Origin of the sequence: Klebsiella sp. BIGb0132, assembly GCF_024810075.1 — a bacterium.
Taxonomy (GTDB): Bacteria; Pseudomonadota; Gammaproteobacteria; order Enterobacterales; family Enterobacteriaceae; genus Klebsiella; species Klebsiella terrigena.
This window is the reverse complement of sequence record NZ_JANUDW010000007.1, coordinates 158,256-176,861: the sequence shown is the minus strand read 5'-3', so window position 1 is coordinate 176,861 and position 18,606 is coordinate 158,256. Positions and strand designations below refer to the sequence as shown.

Annotated in this window: 17 protein-coding genes; 4 read left to right on the top strand and 13 right to left on the bottom strand. The window is 54.5% G+C overall.

The window, feature by feature from the left end; genetic code table 11:
* Window positions 1-19: 19 nt before the first annotated feature.
* Both M2416_RS19075 and M2416_RS19070 read right to left on the bottom strand, forming a co-directional pair.
* Window positions 20-406, bottom strand: coding sequence for a YraN family protein (locus tag M2416_RS19075; protein WP_128877092.1), 387 nt, complete (start codon window positions 404-406; stop codon window positions 20-22).
* Window positions 364-2,499: a penicillin-binding protein activator gene (locus M2416_RS19070; protein ID WP_259226332.1), complete on the bottom strand. Its 2,136-nt coding sequence runs from the start codon at window positions 2,497-2,499 to the stop codon at window positions 364-366. The genes M2416_RS19075 and M2416_RS19070 overlap by 43 nt, the downstream gene beginning before the upstream one ends.
* Before the next feature lie 63 nt (window positions 2,500-2,562).
* Between M2416_RS19070 and rsmI the strand changes: the two genes are divergently transcribed.
* Window positions 2,563-3,426: a 16S rRNA (cytidine(1402)-2'-O)-methyltransferase gene (gene rsmI / locus M2416_RS19065; protein ID WP_045856650.1), complete on the top strand. Its 864-nt coding sequence runs from the start codon at window positions 2,563-2,565 to the stop codon at window positions 3,424-3,426.
* A 57-nt stretch (window positions 3,427-3,483) separates the two neighbouring features.
* Here rsmI and M2416_RS19060 read toward each other — a convergent pair whose 3' ends face one another.
* From M2416_RS19060 to M2416_RS19015, 10 genes are all read right to left on the bottom strand, one after another.
* On the bottom strand, window positions 3,484-4,257 hold the full coding sequence (locus M2416_RS19060) for a DeoR/GlpR family DNA-binding transcription regulator (protein WP_259226331.1): 774 nt from the start codon (window positions 4,255-4,257) through the stop codon (window positions 3,484-3,486).
* A 110-nt stretch (window positions 4,258-4,367) separates the two neighbouring features.
* A complete protein-coding gene (gatD, locus tag M2416_RS19055; protein ID WP_259226330.1) occupies window positions 4,368-5,411 on the bottom strand; it encodes a galactitol-1-phosphate 5-dehydrogenase in 1,044 nt (347 codons plus the stop codon).
* A gap of 45 nt (window positions 5,412-5,456) precedes the next feature.
* Window positions 5,457-6,830 (bottom strand): galactitol-specific PTS transporter subunit IIC, encoded by a 1,374-nt coding sequence (locus M2416_RS19050; protein WP_132513587.1) that lies wholly within the window; start codon window positions 6,828-6,830, stop codon window positions 5,457-5,459.
* Between the two features lie 5 nt (window positions 6,831-6,835).
* Window positions 6,836-7,120 carry a PTS galactitol transporter subunit IIB gene (gene gatB, locus M2416_RS19045; RefSeq protein ID WP_259226329.1) on the bottom strand — a complete coding sequence of 95 codons (285 nt, stop codon included), beginning with the start codon at window positions 7,118-7,120 and terminating at the stop codon, window positions 6,836-6,838.
* Between the two features lie 26 nt (window positions 7,121-7,146).
* The gene (gene gatA, locus M2416_RS19040; protein ID WP_259226327.1) at window positions 7,147-7,614 is read right to left on the bottom strand and encodes a PTS galactitol transporter subunit IIA; all 468 of its coding nucleotides are present in this window, start codon (window positions 7,612-7,614) and stop codon (window positions 7,147-7,149) included.
* Between the two features lie 14 nt (window positions 7,615-7,628).
* Window positions 7,629-8,900 carry a tagatose-bisphosphate aldolase subunit GatZ gene (gene gatZ / locus M2416_RS19035; RefSeq protein ID WP_259226326.1) on the bottom strand — a complete coding sequence of 424 codons (1,272 nt, stop codon included), beginning with the start codon at window positions 8,898-8,900 and terminating at the stop codon, window positions 7,629-7,631.
* Window positions 8,901-9,076: 176 nt separating this feature from the next.
* Complete coding sequence (locus M2416_RS19030; RefSeq protein ID WP_259226325.1) at window positions 9,077-9,892, bottom strand: HPr family phosphocarrier protein; 816 nt, start codon at window positions 9,890-9,892, stop codon at window positions 9,077-9,079.
* Window positions 9,893-9,902: 10 nt separating this feature from the next.
* On the bottom strand, window positions 9,903-11,315 hold the full coding sequence (locus M2416_RS19025) for a PTS fructose transporter subunit IIC (RefSeq protein ID WP_259226324.1): 1,413 nt from the start codon (window positions 11,313-11,315) through the stop codon (window positions 9,903-9,905).
* 10 nt (window positions 11,316-11,325) lie between these two features.
* Complete coding sequence (gene pfkB, locus M2416_RS19020) at window positions 11,326-12,240, bottom strand: 1-phosphofructokinase (RefSeq protein ID WP_259226323.1); 915 nt, start codon at window positions 12,238-12,240, stop codon at window positions 11,326-11,328.
* Window positions 12,241-12,264: 24 nt separating this feature from the next.
* Window positions 12,265-13,119, bottom strand: coding sequence for a tagatose bisphosphate family class II aldolase (locus M2416_RS19015; RefSeq protein WP_259226322.1), 855 nt, complete (start codon window positions 13,117-13,119; stop codon window positions 12,265-12,267).
* Window positions 13,120-13,434: 315 nt separating this feature from the next.
* Here M2416_RS19015 and M2416_RS19010 point away from each other — a divergent pair, with 315 nt between their 5' ends.
* On the top strand, window positions 13,435-14,265 hold the full coding sequence (locus M2416_RS19010) for a DeoR/GlpR family DNA-binding transcription regulator (RefSeq protein WP_259226321.1): 831 nt from the start codon (window positions 13,435-13,437) through the stop codon (window positions 14,263-14,265).
* A gap of 10 nt (window positions 14,266-14,275) precedes the next feature.
* A complete protein-coding gene (locus tag M2416_RS19005; RefSeq protein WP_259226320.1) occupies window positions 14,276-15,232 on the top strand; it encodes a sugar kinase in 957 nt (318 codons plus the stop codon).
* Between the two features lie 57 nt (window positions 15,233-15,289).
* Here the strand turns inward: M2416_RS19005 and garD are convergent, their stop codons facing one another.
* Window positions 15,290-16,861, bottom strand: coding sequence for a galactarate dehydratase (gene garD / locus M2416_RS19000; protein ID WP_259226319.1), 1,572 nt, complete (start codon window positions 16,859-16,861; stop codon window positions 15,290-15,292).
* Between the two features lie 402 nt (window positions 16,862-17,263).
* On the opposite strand from garD, the gene garP reads away from it, so the two are divergent.
* Window positions 17,264-18,598, top strand: coding sequence for a galactarate/glucarate/glycerate transporter GarP (garP, locus tag M2416_RS18995; RefSeq protein ID WP_076946582.1), 1,335 nt, complete (start codon window positions 17,264-17,266; stop codon window positions 18,596-18,598).
* Window positions 18,599-18,606: the final 8 nt, after the last annotated feature.

Sequence of the window (18,606 nt, the reverse complement as noted above, 5' to 3'; positions counted from 1 at the left end):
TCCCTTAAATTCGTTTACGCTATTCGCCAAAGGCGTTTTTCAGCCATTGGATGTCGTTTCCGGTGAAGGCTACCACATCGAAACGGCAATCCACAGTATCAAAGCTCCCATTATGTCGGGAGAGCCACAGACGCGCGGCATGGAGGAGTCGTTGTTGCTTTTTCAGCGTGACGCTGGAGGCGGCATCGCCGTAGCCTGCGCTACGACGATAGCGCACTTCGACAAAGACGGTAACCGCCCCGTCGCGCATTATCAGGTCAATCTCGCCGCCCCGCTCGCGGGCGTTGGCGGCGATAAAACGCAGTCCCTGGCTTTCCAGCCAACGGCGGGCCTGGGCTTCCCAGGCGTCGCCGGTTCGTTTGGCTAGTTGGCTGAGACGATCTGTCCGCGCTGGTACTTGAGCCATGACAGTTTCCTGTTGATCACGCAATCCTGCGTGGCCGTCAGATCGCCGGTGTTACCGTTCAGCTCAAAGCCCGGCACCTGACGTATTTGCGAGAAATGGTTGGCCAGTGACCAGGCGTCGGCGCCCATCGCGTACAGGCGGGCCAGCGAGTAGTCGTTACGCACGGCGGAAAGCGCCTGCTGCATCAGCGCCGGGTTGCTGCCGGCCAGCATTGGGATTTCGCTGTACTGCAGGCCGTCCATTTCCAGGCGGAAGTCCGGGCCAGCGGTGCCCTGAGCGCTGCGAGAGCTGGCGTACAGCGTGACGTTGCTTTGGCTGCCGTTGCGCAGGGCGATCATCGGTTTGATGTAGCCAATTTGTTCCGGCGTCGCGAGGATCCAGGCGGCATCGACGCTGCCTCCGCTGCTGACCGGCACGTCGCTCGGGCTACCCAGCGCGCTATCCTGAGCGGAAGGCAGGGTGGACACCGGGCTACCGGTCAATGAGATACCGCCGTTGACGCTGGACTTCAGCTCGGAGGTTGAGCCAATACGCTGCTGTAAAACCGTGCCGCCGCCGATCTTAAGCCACTCGTTGGCAAAGGCGCTGACCACGCGATCGCCCAGCGCTCCGCGCGGAACCAGCAGCAGCGGAGTCTGCTTGCCCTGATCGTGAATATGGTGGGCCGCATCGCGCGCTTCGTCCTCCGGGGAGAGGGCGAAATAGCAGATATTGGCGCGGTTCTCGACTTTTTCCGGCTGGTTCAGCGCGAGGACGTTCAGGGAGGTGTTGCTTTTAATGACCTCTTCGACGTTGTTTTTAAGCAACGGCCCGACGACGATGGTCGCGCCGTCCTGCTGCACCTGGGCCAGTAGCTGGCTCATCGGCTGGCTGGTGGTGTCGTAGATTTTCAGTTCGGCGGCAGGGTTGTCCGGGGTTGAGGCAACCGTCTGGGCCTGCGGCGCCGTCACCGGCTGCTGAGTGGCGTCGGCAGGCGCATCGCTGGTGGCGGCTGGCGTTACCGCTGGCGTCGCGCTCTGTGCGGCCGCCGGAGCGGCGGTTGGTGCAGTGACCGGCTCTGTTGCCGGCGGCGTCGCCTGGTCCGCTGCCGGCGTCTGTACCGGCGCCTGCGCGGCGTTTGCCGCGGTGAGATCGCTGATTTCCGCCTGCGACGGGCTGACTACCTCGCCCCCGGCGGCGTTTGCCGCCTGTGCGACCTGCGCAGGCACCGCGCTTCCGGCAACCGCCGGGGCGCCGTTTTTCGCCGCCTCAAATCCCTGCTGTATCGTGCGGCCAAATACCGCTGCCTGGCCGTTTAACGGCAGCAGCAGGGCAATTTTATTGGTTGATGCCGGCTTATAATTTTGCATGTTCACCAGCGCCGTCGGCAGCATCTTCGCGCCCGGGTTCTGCGGATAGCGGGTCTGCCAGTCTTTCACTCCGGCTTTGAGCAGGGTCGGATCGTTACGATTATCAAACCACATGCGCTGCAGATCCAGCCAGCCCTGCAGGACGTTCTCGTCGGCATTGATAACCAGCGCGTTGGCCTGGTCCTGGGTCATTGAGGTCAGCGCTTTCCAGGTCTCGTCGATATTCTTCTGCTGCTGTTTCGGCTGGCTTAGCAGCGGCTGCTGGGCGATAAGGGCGCGCAGCAGGGTAATTGACGGGCGTCCCTGGCTGGCATCGATTTGTGCCTGCCAGTAGCGAGGCTGCTGGTTGGTCTCAAAGCTTGCCGGATCGAGCTTGCTGAGCAGCGCCTGAGCGCCCGGGAAATCGTTCTGGGCCAGCTTAACTTCTACCGCCAGCAGCGACTGCTCGCGGGCCTGCGTTTTGTTGAGGTTAGCCGGCAGCTGGTTGAACAGATCGATGGCCTGCTGCTTTTTGCCCTCTTGCAGCAGTGCACGAATGGCGAGTAATTGCCAGTTGGTCTTGCTATCATTCGCGCTTTGCTGCATTTGCTGTAGGTAGTAACTGGAGTTTGCCTGTGCCGTACCCTGTAAAAACGCCGTGCTTTGATCCGGGGTATGGGTGCCGCAGCCAGCGAAGATCAGAGCAGCCAGCAGTATGGGCAGACAACGCGCGGGTTTAGAACGAAGAAATGTTGACGGTACCATATGTATCCAGTGATATTTTTTTGGCTCAATGCTCAATATTAATTCGGCAATACGGACGAGACAATGAAACAACACGAATCAGCAGATAATTCTCAGGGGCAGCTCTATATCGTGCCCACGCCGATAGGTAATCTGTCTGATATCACGCAGCGTGCGCTGGAGGTGTTGCAAGCCGTTGATTTGATTGCTGCAGAAGATACCCGCCATACCGGTTTACTGCTCCAGCATTTTGGGATTAACGCCCGGTTATTTGCCCTTCACGACCATAATGAGCAGCAAAAAGCTGAAACACTTCTGGCAAAGCTGAAGGACGGGCAAAACATCGCCCTGGTATCTGATGCGGGGACCCCGCTTATCAACGATCCCGGCTATCACCTGGTGCGCACCTGCCGCGAGGCCAATATCCGCGTCGTGCCGCTGCCGGGGCCGTGCGCGGCGATTGCCGCTCTGAGCGCGGCGGGCCTGCCATCGGACCGCTTCTGCTATGAAGGCTTTCTGCCGGCAAAATCGAAGGGACGCCGCGATACGCTGAGGGCGCTGGAAGAAGAGCCGCGGACGATTATTTTTTATGAGTCCACTCACCGCCTGCTGGAAAGCCTGGAAGATATCTGCACGGTGCTGGGAGAGTCCCGCTACGTGGTGCTGGCGCGCGAGCTGACTAAAACCTGGGAATCGATCCACGGCGCACCAATCGGTGAGCTGGTGGCGTGGGTGAAGGAAGATGAGAACCGCCGTAAGGGCGAAATGGTGCTGATCGTCGAAGGGTTCAAGGCTCAGGAAGAGGCCCTACCTGCGGACGCGCTGCGGACGCTAGCCCTGCTGCAGGCGGAGCTGCCGCTGAAAAAAGCCGCCGCGCTGGCCGCTGAAATTCACGGCGTGAAGAAAAACGCGCTGTATAAGCACGCGCTGGAGCAGCAGGGCGAGTAGTTTGAACGGCTGATTAACCCGGGTTAAGGTGCTTCACTTGCCACCCGGGTTTTTATTTTAAACCACCATCAGTTCGACTTTCTTACCGTGCAGCGTGATTCTGTCTTTGTCATCCAGCCCATCATCCGTAATCACGCAGTCGATTTTCTCTATCGGCAGAACCTGATTGAATCCACGACGATTAAATTTGCTCGCATCCAGTACAGCAACAACCTTATGCGCGGCGGCGGCCATCACGCCGCTAATCGAGTAGCCTTCGTTAAAGGTGGTGATGCCGTTAGTGGTGTCGATACCGTCCGCGCCAACGAACATAAGATCGGCACTGATGCCCTGAAGAGAACGTTCGGCGATGGTACCGTGCATGGAGTGCGTTTTGTGGCGCACGGTGCCGCCGCAAACCACGAGGGTAATATCTTTGTTTTCCGATAGGGTAAATGCCGCGGGCAAACTGTTGGTAATCACCGTGATATTGGTCATGCGTACCAGCGCTTCGGCAATCAGCAGGGTGGTGCTGCCGCTATCGAGGATTACCGTCATCCCTTCGCTAATCATTGCTGCGGCTGCCTGTGCGATGCGTTTTTTAGGATCGCTGGCGAGCTGATAGCGGTCTTCGAGGACAACTTCCTGATTATCACCCTCAGTCAGATTGCTGCCGGGCCTCGCGGCACCGCCGTGAAAGCGGGTGAGCAAGCCTTTTTCTTCGAGCAGGCGTAGGTCAGCCCGGATGGTAACTTCGGAGATGCCAAAGAGATTCGAAAGGTCTAATACCAATACGCTACCTTGCATATTAACCATTTCGACGATTTTGTTCCTTCGTTCAAATGAGTTCATATTAATTTGCCTGATAATTAACTGATCTTAGTGTAATCGAAGGGTAATGAAAGTTGAACGATAATTTTCGAAAGGTTATGTGAGCCAGCTCTGATTGCTGGCTCGGGTCGTTAAGCGAGTTTGAGCAGAATTTTTCCCTGCATCGGAGCGCCGTTGAGCGCCTGGACCTCGCGGGCAAAGCTCTCAGCATCGCCGCGGTGGGCTATGAGCGGTTCGAGCTGAATGCGTTTCTCCGTCAGAAGACGAGCCGCCGTTTGCCACTCTTCACCCGGCCATGGGCCAGAATAGTTCATCCAGCTACCCACGATAGTGAGCTCTTTACGCAAGATCTGGCCAAACGTGCCGAAGGGCAGCGTTAAATCGTGATGCAGGGTACCCACCAGCGCCAGCTGCGCGCGCGGTCCGGCAACGTCAATGCCAAGGGCTACGGTTTGCGGCGTACCCGCTGTCTCCAGTACCAGCTGATCGAACTGTATCTCCTCCAGCGCGGTCTGGATCTCTTTGCCGCTCATCTCTCTGCTGTTAAAGATGCGCGTTGCGCCGAGCGTTTTTGCCAGTTCCAGCTTCTGCGGATTGATATCGATAGCGGTAATGCTTTTAGCACCCAGTTCACGAGCGCACTGTAGCGCCAGCAGGCCGATGGTGCCTGCTCCGATAATAATAACGTTTTTCCCCTCGCAGCCTTGCGCCAAATGAAACGCGTGCAGGCCGACGGTAATGGGTTCGATAAAGGCTCCATCGTCAATCGGCATCCGATCGGGAAGACGGAACAGATTGGCGCGTTTAACCACCACATATTCCGCGTTTCCACCTTCGCTGCGCGAACCGACGAACTGGTACTGCTTGCACAAAGAGAAATATTCGCGCTGGCACTGCGGGCAGTTAAAGCAGGGGAGCAGAGGTACGCAGGCCACGGCGTCGCCCGGCTGTAGATCGACGACCGCAGAACCGTAGGATTCTACATAGCCGCTGAACTCGTGGCCCAAAGTGATGGGGTAATAGTGTGCGCCTTTAGCGAAGATGCGCGGGATATCAGAGCCGCACAATCCGGAGCTGACGACTTTCACCAGGACATCGTTTTCCGTCTGCAGAGTGGGGATTGGCCGTTCTTCAACGTGCACTGTCCCCTCAGCATGGATTACCACTGATTGCATAAAATTCTCCAGAAATGTTTGGGGGAGCGAGTGCTCCCCCTGAGATTAAGAAACGGTTGGGCTCTGTTGTACTGCGGCCGCTTTCTCGGCGGCAGCGAAGTTACGTGCCCGCCGCCAGGTCAGTAACACGCCGGCCAGATAAACGACGCCGATGACCGCAAAACCGACCACGTTTTGCCAGGTAAATAGCTGGATGAGTAGCCAGGTAATCGGCGAGCCGCCCTGGTCCATAGAGGCCACCAGGCCACCTGATTTTAATGCACCAGCGTTGGCTGCCAGCTGGGTATGCAGGCCGATGGTTTGCGTCGCTATCCATAGCGTGATCCCCATCAGGATGATCCCGGAAATCAACGTGCGGAACAGGTTACCCTGATGCACCGCAACCGCCATCGCGACGAAGAAACCGATGGTGGCCAGGTCGCCAAAGGGCAGAACCTGGTTGCCTGGCACCACTACCGCGATAAGAATACTCAGCGGAATGAATATCAGGCTGGCGGAGACCACCGAAGTGTGTCCAAGCAGCAGCGCCGGGTCGAGGCCAATCAGGAAGTCCTGGCCGCCGAATTTCGCCTGCAGGCGTTTACGCGCCTGTTTGGCTATTGGGTTCAGGCCGTCCATGATGGGTTTGATAACGCGCGGCATAAGCAGCATTACGGCACCGGTTTTCACCGCCAGCTGTAGAATGCCTTTCAGGTCATAGCCCGCCAAAGCGCCAATCACCAGACCCATCACGAAGCCGACGGTAACCGGCTCGCCGAATGGGCCAAAGCGTTTCTGGATATCGTCTGCGCTGAAGTGAATGCGGTTCAGGCCAGGAATTTTTTCGATGATCGTATCAACCAGTACCGCTATGGGCCCTAAATAAGCCGAGCTACCGTGCGGAATAGCGATACCGTCAAGGCCGAAGAAATCACGAGTATCTTTGGCAAACCAGTCCCCCAGCTTGTAGACGAAGGCCGCATGTACCACCACGCCGATAATACCAATCCAGTACGATCCGGTAGCGATATGCAGCATGGCGCCGGTAAAGGTCATGTGCCAGATATTCCAGATATCAACGTTCACGACGCGGGTCATTCGCGTGACCAGCATGATGATATTGACCGCGATAGCGATGGGAATCGCGACCAGGGCGATTTGCGAGGCCCAGGTCATCGGTGATGACCCCGGCCAGCCAATATCAATCACGTGCAGGTTAATCTGAAAATGTTCGGCCATCGCTTTCGCGGCCGGTCCGATGGAGTCGAGCATCAGGCCGATGACCAGACCGATGCCGACGAAACCAATCCCAATATGCAGGCCTGATTTAAAACAATCCCCGAGCTTCATCCCCAGCAGTTTGGAGAAGATAATAATCACGATCGGCAGCATCACCGTCGGACCAAGATCGAGGATATAGCGCATGATTTCGCTAAACATGAACGTTACTCCGCCAGGATGTTCAGGATTTTTTGCTGCAGCTCTTCAATGCCTACGCCCGATATGAAAGGCATGCCGTGAACCACGGGAATATCACCAAAGGTTCTGTCGACCCGGGCGGTGGTGCAGATGAGGTGCGCACCGTCCATATAGGTTTCGATTTCGTTAACCCGGCACTGCACCAGGTCCAGTTCAATGCTGTGCTCTGCGCACAGATCTTTAATCTCTTCTGCGGCCATGGTTGAGGTGGCGACTGCGCCGCCACAGGCAACGATTACTTTACGTTTCATAGGGTACCCCTTTTATTATCAGTCTTTTATAAAGTCGGAATGCCGGATTCTGACTCAAGGATAGAATGCCGAAACAGGTCGGGCAGCTGCTCTTCTGAGGCGGCCAGCAATGCTTCAAGCGTGGTCGGGTTTTGTAGCTCACTAAATAACCGGCGCAGCAGTTTTAGCTGTGCAGTCGGATTTTCAACAATCAGCGCGATGATGAGCGAAACGTCAATTTCACCATCTTCATCCGCGCGCTGAAAAGGAACCGGCTGATCAGGCCGGATCAGATAGATAGCTGGAGACTTCGCATGTACCGCTTCGCAATGAGGAATTGCGACCGCATGCTGCTCCAGGGCAATGCCGGTTGGGAAAGTCGCTTCTCGTTCGAGTAGCGCCAGCGGATAGCTGTCATGCACGACGCCACGCGCCAGCATCTCTTCGCCAATGTGCTCCAGGGCCTGCTGGCTGGAGCTAAAATGAATGCCGGTACGAACAAACAGTTGGCTCATAAATCCTCTTTACTTCAGGCGATTTCGGGTGAACAGCCGTAACGGTAAGCACGCAGCACGTCCTGAATCTTGTCGAGAATGAGGTCATGCGGCACGGCGGCGAGTTCGTTTAACGACAGTCGTTCAAACTGCACCGGCATATATTGGCTGATAAGGCCCAGCGGCAGCTTGGTTTCAGTCAGGTTTGCAATTAACTTTTCGACGCTCTGGCGAATACGCGGGTGTGGCCAGTAGTAGCGAATGCGGTCGGAAAGGCTGAAGTGGATATCCACCATCGCCTGGCTCCATGTCGGGCGGTAGTACTTCTTCCAGTAGCCAGGTTCGTTAAGCATCACTTCGTCGATCACTTCCATCACGCGGCTGCGTGACTCCGGGGCGACCAGCTCATTCTCCATCTGTGCGAGGGCAAAAATAGCCTCGCGCAGAGCGAAGGTCAGCGCCGGGCCCACTTTTAAGATGGCATAGTGGTCGCGAACCAGGGCACGGTAAGCCTGACGGGACTGGTAGTCCGTAGAGTGGGCTTCATAAACCATTGGCGTGCCTTCAATCCACGCGGAGAGCGCTTTAGCGGCTTCCGGCTGATAATGGATGATTTGCGTATGGTCGAACTCAACGCCAGGCTGCACCACAATAGCAATAACCCGTCCCAGCGCGGCGTCCAGCCCCAGTTTTCGGAACGCGGCTTCGTGGGTTTCCAGCGTGGCGGCAGCATCCTGCTCGCGGGTTACGTGAACGCTGCCGATGGTGCTGGCTTCACCGCCTGGAACAGGAACTTCGGTACCAATAACGTAAGTCAGATGGCATTTTTGTTCATCAGTTGCGGTCTCTTCTGCGGCCTGACACAGGCGTGCCGCTCGCTCAGCGACTACGGAGGGGTTCAGCGGTACCGGATCGTCGGCGCAGGACATTGATGCATCGAGATGGATCTTACTGAAACCTGCGGCAACGTAGGCCTTAATCAGATCGACCGATTTCTCCATTGCCGCGGCGGCAGGCTCGTCTTGCCAGCAGTTTGGGCCCAGATGATCGCCGCCAAGAATAATGCGCTCCGGTGGGAAACCGACGGCCCCGGCGATTTTATTGACGAAATCGCGGAAGTCAGCCGGCTGCATACCGGTATAGCCGCCGAACTGGTTAACCTGGTTGGATGTGGCTTCGATAAGTACCTTAGCGTCGGTATGCAAATCGAAACGTAACGCAGCTTCAATCACCAGCGGATGTGCAGAACAGACTGAACAGATACCGATGTGTTCGCCAGCTTTGTGGCGAGAGATTATACCTTTCATTTTAATCCTCCGTTTTCTTTCGAATATATTCGTTATGTTTTGTTTTGGTCGCAAACGTCTTTGTTTTGAATTGTGATCCATATCGAAAAAAAAGGTGATAAAACGTAATGTTGTGAAAGTCACAGATAAAAAAACGCTCTGACGATAGCGGCAGAGCGTTTTTAATTTATTGAAATTTAACTAAATATTCGAGAGATCCAGCTTCGTTTTGGCTTTTCTGTTGAATGAACGGTCTGCTGTGGCTGAGCAGCGATTTCCCCTAATCCGGCATTAAACGCTATACCGATAGCATCCAGCGCCTGATGAGCATCTTCTCCGCTCGCCATAAAGTGCAGACGATGACCTTGTTTGGCGCCGAGAGAAACTACCCGCATCAGGTTTTTGGCATCGACAATCGCAGAGCGTGTGTCGAGATTCTCTACCCTAATTTGCGACTGCCACTGTTTCACCGCCTTCACCAGCACCGCGCTTGGCCTGGCGTGCAGGCCGTGGGGATTGCGCAGGGTGAAGGTTGCCTCTTCATCAAACACCGGCGGCGGCTCGGCTTCCTCACCTTCGGCTGGCGTAATCTCTCCAGCGAGTATTGCCAGCACCGCCTGGGGACTTTCGGCCCGGGATAGCGCCAGCGGAACGCGTTCGTCGCTCAGGGCGTGGGTGAGCTGGCGCAGAATATCGAGATGCTCGTTGTCCTGCGCGGCGATACCGACAATCAGGTACGCCGTTTGCTCCTCCTCCCAATCCACCCCCTGCGGGCAGGCCAGCACTTTCACGCCGGTTTTGAGTACCGCATCGCGACTCTGCGGAGTACCGTGAGGAATCGCGATACCGTTGCCGAGATAGGTACTAATTTGCCCTTCTCGGTCGCGCATACCGTTCAGATAAGCCGGTTCTGTGTGCCCGGCCTCGGTTAATGTAGCGACGATGCGCTGTAGCGCTTCATCTTTCGTTTTGACCTTGTGGTCGAAATGGATATCTGCGGCAGTGAGTTGCATAAAAGGCTCCTTATTTAACGGCGCCGGCAAGCGCCGTCGCTTCCTGGATTCGTTTTTGCCACAGCCTCCAGCACCCCAGCATTAGCGCTCCGCAGGCAGAACCCGTGAGAATACACAGCACCCACATCAAGGGTTTACTTACCAGCGGTAGGATCAGGAAACCGCCGTGCGGTGCCGGAACCTGAATATGCAGGCTATAGCTTAGAACCGCTGAGATGGACGAGGCGATCATCATCATGGGGATAACACGCAGCGGATCTTTGGCGGCGAAGGGAATGGCACCTTCGGTAATATGGGTACAGCCAAGGATATAGTTCACCATGCCAGCGGCACGTTCATCTTCACTGAAGCCTTTCGGGAAGAAGGTCGTTGCCAGGGCGATGACCAGCGGCGGCGTGATGCAGGCGGCCGAAACGCCGGCCATAAAGAAGTAGTTTCCCTGGCCCAGCAGCAGCGTCCCGGTGACGTAGGCTGCTTTGTTGACCGGTCCGCCGAAGTCGAAGGAGCACATCGCGCCAACGACAATTCCAAGCAGAATAGGGTTCGCTTCCTGTAACGAGCTCAGCCAGCTCATCATCGCGTTATTGATTGCCGCTACCGGTTGCCCCAGCAGTACCATCATGACGCCAATAACCAGTACGCCAACGAGCGGCATAATGAAGATGGACTTCAGCCCTTCATACTGACGCGGCAGACCGCTGAGCATGTTACGGATGAGCAGCATAAAGTAGCCAGCGGCGAAGCCCGCAATGATCCCACCGAGAAAGCCCGCGCCGGTAGCGTTGGCCAACAGGCCGCCAACAAAACCTGCCACCATGCCGGGGCGGCCGGAAATCGACCAGGCAATATAGGCGGTGAAAATCGGCACCATAATGGAGAAGGCCTGTTGGCCCACTTTCATTAGCGTGGCGGCAATAACGTTATATTGCGGCGAATTTGGATCGGCGGAGTAGATGCCCCACAGGAAGGATATTGCAATCAAAATCCCTCCGGCGACGACGAACGGCAGCATGTTAGAGACGCCGCTCATCAGATGCTTATAGACCTGGCGACCGAAGGACTCTTGCTCATATTTCTCAGTCGACGGCTGTGCCGCAGAAATACCCTGCCGACGAGTCGCCTGGCCGTTGATGACCTGGTTAATTAAATCGGCTGGATGGTGAATTGCCTCTTTAACCGGAACTTCAATCACCGGTAAGCCATTAAAACGCTCAGCATTAACATCTTTATCGGCGGCGATAATAACGCCATATATCTCTTTTAAATCTTCTGGAGTAATGGCATTTTCGACGCCAGAAGCTCCATTGGTTTCTACTTTGATTTCGACATTTAATTTTTTTGCTGCGGTCTTTAAGGCTTCTTCAGCCATAAAAGTATGAGCAATACCTGTAGGGCAGCCGGTAACTGCAATAATTTTTTTCATAATCGGACCTTTATAATTGGAGGACCTGAATCTGCTGTAATAATTCTTGTGTGCGTTGTAGTTTTCCTAATCCAGCCGAAGCTGCGACGTCGGCGCCGGTCGCACTGGCTAATGCCAGCGCGTGTGCAACATCTTCTTCATTTAGCCATTTACTGAGGAACGCGCCCAGCGCGGCGTCGCCGGCGCAGGCGGAACTTACCAGCTCAACTTTTGGCGCCGAGCAGAACCACACGTCTTCTCCGTTAGAAAAGTAGAGTCCTTCAGCCCCCATTGTCAGCAGTACATTACGGGCGCCTAGCTGATGCAGCGTACGCATAGCCTCCTGCACCTGCTGACGATCGCTAACGTCGAGACCAAAGATTTCCTTCAGTTCGTCATCATTGGGCTTGATCAGCAATGGTCGTAGCTCAAGCAGCTGGCGCAGCACCGGATGACTGATATCAAGAATGACTTCACAGCCTTTACGCTGACACAGCTCGATAATTTCGCTATAAAATCGGCTTTCAATTCCCGGCGGAAGGCTGCCGCTGATGACTAAATAATCACCGGCAGTGACATACTCCAGGTGATGAATAATTTGCTGCTTACACTCATCATCGATTTTTGCTCCGGGATTAAGTAGCTTATATTCATCAGTGCCATCATTAATGAAAATATTAATTCGGGTCGGCTCTGATACCCATGCTGGAGTCACCTTTATTTTCTGTTGACGTAACTCTTCAACAATATAGCGACCAGTAAAGCCGCCGAAAATTCCCATAACGTGAGTGGGCTGCTGATAGTGACTTAATATCAGAGAGACATTGACCCCTTTGCCATTTGGGCAATATTCCGTGCGCCGGGTCCGGTTAACTGCGGAAGGCTGCAGCGGGTCGCAAAAGATATTCATATCGATCGCAGTATTAAGCGTCAGGGTATGGATCACAACATTACTCCTTCGATCCGAAAATTACAGTTGCCCTTCACAGCCGCAATCCTGAATGACTTTGCGTACTACGTCTTTCATTGCTGCCTTGGCGGGTTGCATATAGTGACGCGGATCGTTGGCTCCCGGATTTTCCGTAAAATACTGTTTCAGTGCGTCAGAAAAGGCGATTTTCAGCTCAGTGGCGACGTTGACTTTACAGACGCCCAGCGAAATTGCCCGGCGAATATCGCCATCCGGCAGACCCGATGCGCCATGCAGTACCAGGGGAACGTCAACGCAGTCGCGAATTGCGGCGAGACGATCAAAGTCGAGCTTCGGTTCGGCAGCGTACAGGCCGTGCGCCGTGCCGATAGCCACCGCCAGCGAGTCGATTCCCGTACGGGCAACAAATTCCCGCGCTTGTTCAGGATTGGTATAAAGCGCATCTTTCGCATCGACGACCAGATCGTCTTCCACACCGCCAAGACGACCGAGTTCGGCTTCGACGCTGGCATCATAGCGATGGCTCAGTTCGACCACGCTCTTCACTAACGCCACATTTTCCTCAAAAGGAAAGTGTGAACCATCGATCATTACGGAACGAATACCGGCCTGAACCTTATGAGTAATATCAGCAATATCTTCATGATGATCGAGGTGTACCGCCAGCGGCAGATCCCAGATTTTTGCCAGATCGCGAGCAATCGCCACTACGTTACCCGTACCGGCATAGCTATAAGTTCCCGGAGTACCTGCGAGGATCAGCGGAGAACGCAGTTCTGCAGCCGTTTCCACCACAACCTGCATCGTTTCGAGGTTATGAATATTAAAGGCAGGAACGGCGTAGCCGAGGCGCTGAGCTTTTAACAGCATATTTTTACTGGAGATAATGTACATTCTGACTCCTAACTTTCAATTGGTAAGTTAATGTTTAAATTTAACCTTCATTTTGAAAGTAATGTAGCGATCGCCCCCTCTGTATGCTGTGATCTATCGCACATAACCATGATTTTATTTTAATAACGAAAGTAATTGTCTGTTATTTTGTTTCTTTTTTAAAGGTTGTTTGTGCGCAGGGGTAATCGCTAATCAATTGAATTTATTGTTTTTAGTGGTTTAATTTCTCGTTGTCGGCCGGATGAGGTTTGACAACGTAACGAGGAAATTTAAAAATGAAAGTTATTCCGGGAGACAATAAGAAGGCGCAATACCGTGGCAAAACCGTCAACCAGCCTGCTGAAAAGGCGTTTAGATATCGCGGAGATCGTACGCAAAAACGGAGAGATTAAAGTCGACGATTTGGCTGAGATGCTTGCCGTTTCCGGGGTGACGATTCGCAATGATCTGAATTATCTCGAGCAGCAGGGCTATCTTAAGCGCTCTTTTGGCGGTGCGATTTATACCGCCCAGCCGGGAGCCCCGGTGGCGTTGGTTCGGGAATCGTCGGTCTCGACAGACAAAGCGCTGGAAACCGAAATGGCTCGCCAGGTTGCGGCGCAGATAGAGAATAGCGAAACGTTATTCCTGGGACAGGGCTCGATATTACGCAAAGTCATTCCCTTTCTTGCTGATTACGATGAGCTCTGCCTGTTGCTTAACGATCTGGCTCATGTCCCGCTGGCGCAGGAATTCCTGAACGGTGAAACCGTGCTGCTCGGTGGGGTGCTGGGGAGTAACGGAAAAATCGTTGAAGGTGATTTGGCGCTCAGCGCGCTGGGCCATTATCGTCCTTCGCGCGCGCTGATCGCCGTTGACCATATCGCTGAAGATGGCACCCTAAGCGTCAGGCAAGAGGCCAGCGCTCGGCTGCTCAAGGAAGCCGTTACCCAAAGCGAGCGGGTGATTGTCGTGGTAGCTAATCGCCCGGTTTATGGCGACAAGCGATACGAGATTGGTGATTTGCAGCAGATTAGCTGCGTGGTAACGCCGCAGGTCGTGGCTGCGGAATATCATGCGCGTCTACTCTGCGCAGGGCTAATTAACAGCTATACCAATAATGAGTGCCTGACATGGCTCAACCCAACTTTGCAAAAGGCAAAGTAAAGGAGCGATGATGAACGTGACCATTTGCACCATCGGCGAACTACTGGTGGAGTTTCTGGCGAAAGAAGAGAATCAGGGTTTTTCTCGCCCGGGAGAGTTTTGGGGGCCGTATCCCAGCGGCGCGCCGGCAATTTTTGCCGATCAGGTGGCAAAGCTGGGTTTTAGCTCGGTACTTTTCAGCTGCGTCGGCAATGATGCGTTTGGTGAAATGAATATCGCGCGACTGGAAGCCGATGGCGTCAACGTTAACGGCATTGCCACGCTACAAAAGGCGACCACCGGGAGTGCTTTTGTAAGCTATCGCAGCCAGGCACAGCGCGATTTTATTTTTAATATGCCGAACAGCGCCTGCGGTCTGCTAACCGCTGACCATATTGATGACGCTCTGCTTAACCAGTGCAACCATTTCCATATTATGGGCTCCTCGCTGTTTTCGTTTCGTATGATCGACGCGATGCGTAAAGCGATTGAGAATATCAAAGCACGCAACGGCACGGTGTCGTTTGATCCGAATATCCGCAAAGAGATGCTGAATATCCCTGAAATGTCGCAGGCTTTTGAATATATTCTCGATTACACCGATATCTTCCTGCCAAGCGACGGTGAACTGAACTATTTTGGCCTGAATTCGGGACGTGATGAGCAGGTTCTGGTAGATAAGCTGCTAAAGCGTGGCGTTAAGCATGTAGTCATTAAGCGTGGGCCGCGAGGAGCCAGCTACTTTAGCTCTCAGGAAACGCATCATGTTGCCGGCTTTAATGTACCGGTCGTGGATCCTACGGGGGCTGGCGACTGTTTTGGCGCGACTTTTGTGAGCTTGTTCCTGTCCGGCACGTTGCCACAAGAAGCGTTGAGGTGGGCAAATGCCAGCGGTTCCCTGGCGATTGCCCAGCGTGGACCCATGGAAGGGACAACAACGCAGGCGCAGATTAAGGCGTTCCTTGACCAGCAAAAACAGAACGTATAGTTAGCTGTGATTTGTCCCGCTCGCACAGCGCGAACGGGACAAATCACCTTTAGCGGATCAGGTTACCGGCGCTGGGTTAAACACCGCCAGCTGGTTATGCAGCCCCCACTGGTCTGAGAAGGTTTTCTTCCGGCCGCTGGCGACGTCAAGAATAAACTCAAACAGCTTCAGGCCCACGTCTTCGATACTCTCTTCGCCGGTGGCGATAGTCCCGGCGTTAATATCCATTAGATCGTACCAGCGGTTCGCCAGCTCGGTGCGGGTTGCCATTTTAATGACCGGCACCGCGACGAGGCCGTACGGCGTACCGCGGCCGGTGGTGAACACCTGAACCGTAATGCCAGATGCGACCTGCTGGGTACCGCAAACAAAATCGCTGGCCGGCGTGGCGGCAAATATCAGCCCGCGCTTCGTCGGGCGCTGGCCCGGCGATAGCACCTCGACAATCGCACTTTTCCCCGATTTAGCGATAGAGCCCAGCGCCTTTTCCACCACGTTGGCGAGGCCGCCTTTTTTATTCCCCGGGGAGGGGTTGGCGCTGCGATCGGTTTGGCCGAGATCGAGATAGTTATCGTACCAGGCCATCTCTTCGAGCAGGCGTTTACCGACCTCCTCGTTCACCGCGCGTGGCGTGAGCAGATGAATGGCGTCACGGACTTCGGTGACCTCTGAGAACATCACCGTCGCGCCGCAGCGTACCAGCAGGTCGGAGGCATAGCCGACCGCCGGGTTGGCGGTGACGCCGGAAAACGCGTCGCTGCCGCCGCACTGCATGCCGACCACCAGCTCGGACGCCGGGCAGGTTTCGCGCTGGCGCTGGTTGAGCTTCGCCAGGTGACGCTCTGCAACCTGCAGAATATCGTCGACCATGGATTGAAAACCCACGTGATGCTCATCCTGCAGCCGCACGATGCTGGCGCTATCCACGGCAACGGGCTGAACATCTTCCGTCCCCTGCAGCAGACGCTCTGGCTGCAGCTTTTCACAGCCCAGGCCAACAACCATCACCTCGCCGCCAAAATTCGGATTCAACGAGATATTGTGGATAGTGCGGATAGGCACCACGGCCGCCGGCGCGTTGATGGCGACGCCGCAGCCGTACAGGTGATTGAGACCCACCACGCCATCGACGTTCGGATACTTCGGCAGCAGATCGCGTTCGATGATTTTGACCACGTAATCGACAACCCCGGCCACGCAGTGCACGCTGGTGGTGATGCCAAGCAGGTTCTTGCTCCCGACGCTGCCGTCGGCATTGCGATAGCCTTCAAAGGTATAGCCTTCAAGCGCGGGCAGCGCCTGCGGGACTTTGGTCGCCAGCGGCAGGGTATTCAGCGGCGGTGCGCTGGGCAGCTCTACCGTGGACTCGTCAATCCAGCTGCCGCGCACGATATCGCGAACGGCGTAACCGATGACTTCGCCATAGCGAATGATTTCGCCGTGAACCGGAATATCCACCAGCGCCACCTTATGGCCCTGAGGAATATGTTCAATCAGCTCCAGCCCGTCCGGGAAACGACTTCCTGCTTTCAGGCCATTATCATTGACAATAATTGCCACATTATCGGTGTCGTGTACTTTAATATAAAACGCGCTGGGCGATTGTTGTCTAATTTCGATGTCGGCCATTGTCCAGTATTCTCCAGCCAGGTGGGGATAATAAAATAGTTAGCTCTATATAAAATCTAATTGAGGATGTTCTCAGTATTGTGGAGTTAGAATGTCAGGAGTTAGCGATCAAAAATGTGATGGCGATCACTCATTATCGCGATAGCCGCGCCAGCAGCGGCATCAAAGCGTAAATATGTGCATTAGCGCCCATTATTATATGCATATGTTTAAAGTAATGTTTATATAATCCTCGTTAATTGTGCGTTTGCACAATGCGCGGCGGATACCTGCTGTTTATACTGAATGACGATTTCATTACGCCAGATTTGCTATTTGATGTTTGTTTTTATTTAAAGGGCATCTTTAGTGTAACGCTTAAATAATAAGAAAATAACTTCTCGAGTACCTGAGGTAAATAAAATGATGCTTGATACGGTTGAAGAAACAAAAAAAGGCTTGCCCACCCGATATTTAATTTTGCTGATAATATTTATCGTCACTGCCGTTAACTATGCCGACCGCGCAACGCTCTCCATTGCCGGAACCGCAGTAGCAGAAGAGCTTCAGCTCAGCGCGGTGTCGATGGGATACATTTTCTCCGCCTTTGGCTGGGCCTATTTGCTGATGCAAATCCCCGGCGGCTGGCTGCTCGATAAGTTTGGCTCGAAGAAAGTCTACACCTACAGCCTGTTCTTCTGGTCGCTGTTTACCTTCCTGCAGGGCTTTGTTGACGTCTTTCCAATCGCCTGGGCCGGGATTTCGATGTTTATTATGCGGTTTATGCTGGGCTTTTCTGAAGCGCCGTCATTTCCGGCTAACGCCCGCATCGTTGCGGCCTGGTTCCCGACCAAAGAGCGCGGTACCGCCTCCGCTATCTTTAACTCTGCGCAATATTTTTCCCTGGCGCTGTTCTCGCCTCTGCTCGGCTGGTTAACCTTCGCCTGGGGCTGGGAGCACGTGTTTACCGTGATGGGGGTCATTGGTTTTGTCCTCACCGGCCTGTGGGTAAAGCTGATTCATAACCCGACCGACCATCCGCGGATGTCAAAGGAGGAGCTGAAGTTCATCTCTGACAACGGCGCGGTGGTGGATATGGACCATAAAAAGCCCGGCGGCAATACCGCCAGCGGGCCGAAACTCCACTATATCAAGCAGCTGTTAACCAACCGCATGATGCTGGGCGTATTCTTCGGCCAATATTTTATCAATACCATCACCTGGTTCTTCCTCACCTGGTTCCCGATTTACCTGGTGCAGGAAAAGGGGATGTCGATTCTGAAAGTGGGGCTGGTGGCCTCCATCCCGGCGCTGTGCGGTTTTGCCGGCGGCGTGCTGGGCGGCGTGTTCTCCGACTATCTGATTAAACGCGGCTTTTCTATCACGCTGGCCCGTAAGCTGCCTATCGTTCTCGGCATGCTGCTGGCTTCAACCATTATTCTGTGTAACTACACCGATAACACCGCGCTGGTGGTGACCCTGATGGCGCTGGCGTTCTTCGGCAAAGGCTTTGGCGCCCTCGGCTGGCCGGTTATTTCTGATACTGCACCGAAAGAGATTGTTGGTCTGTGCGGCGGGGTCTTCAACGTATTCGGTAACGTGGCGTCCATCGTTACTCCGCTGGTCATTGGTTATCTGGTCAGCGAGCTGCATTCATTTAACGCAGCGCTGGTGTTTGTCGGTTGTTCAGCTCTGATGGCGATGGTTTGCTACCTCTTCATTGTTGGCGACATCAAACGTATGGAACTGCAAAAATAATTCACGGT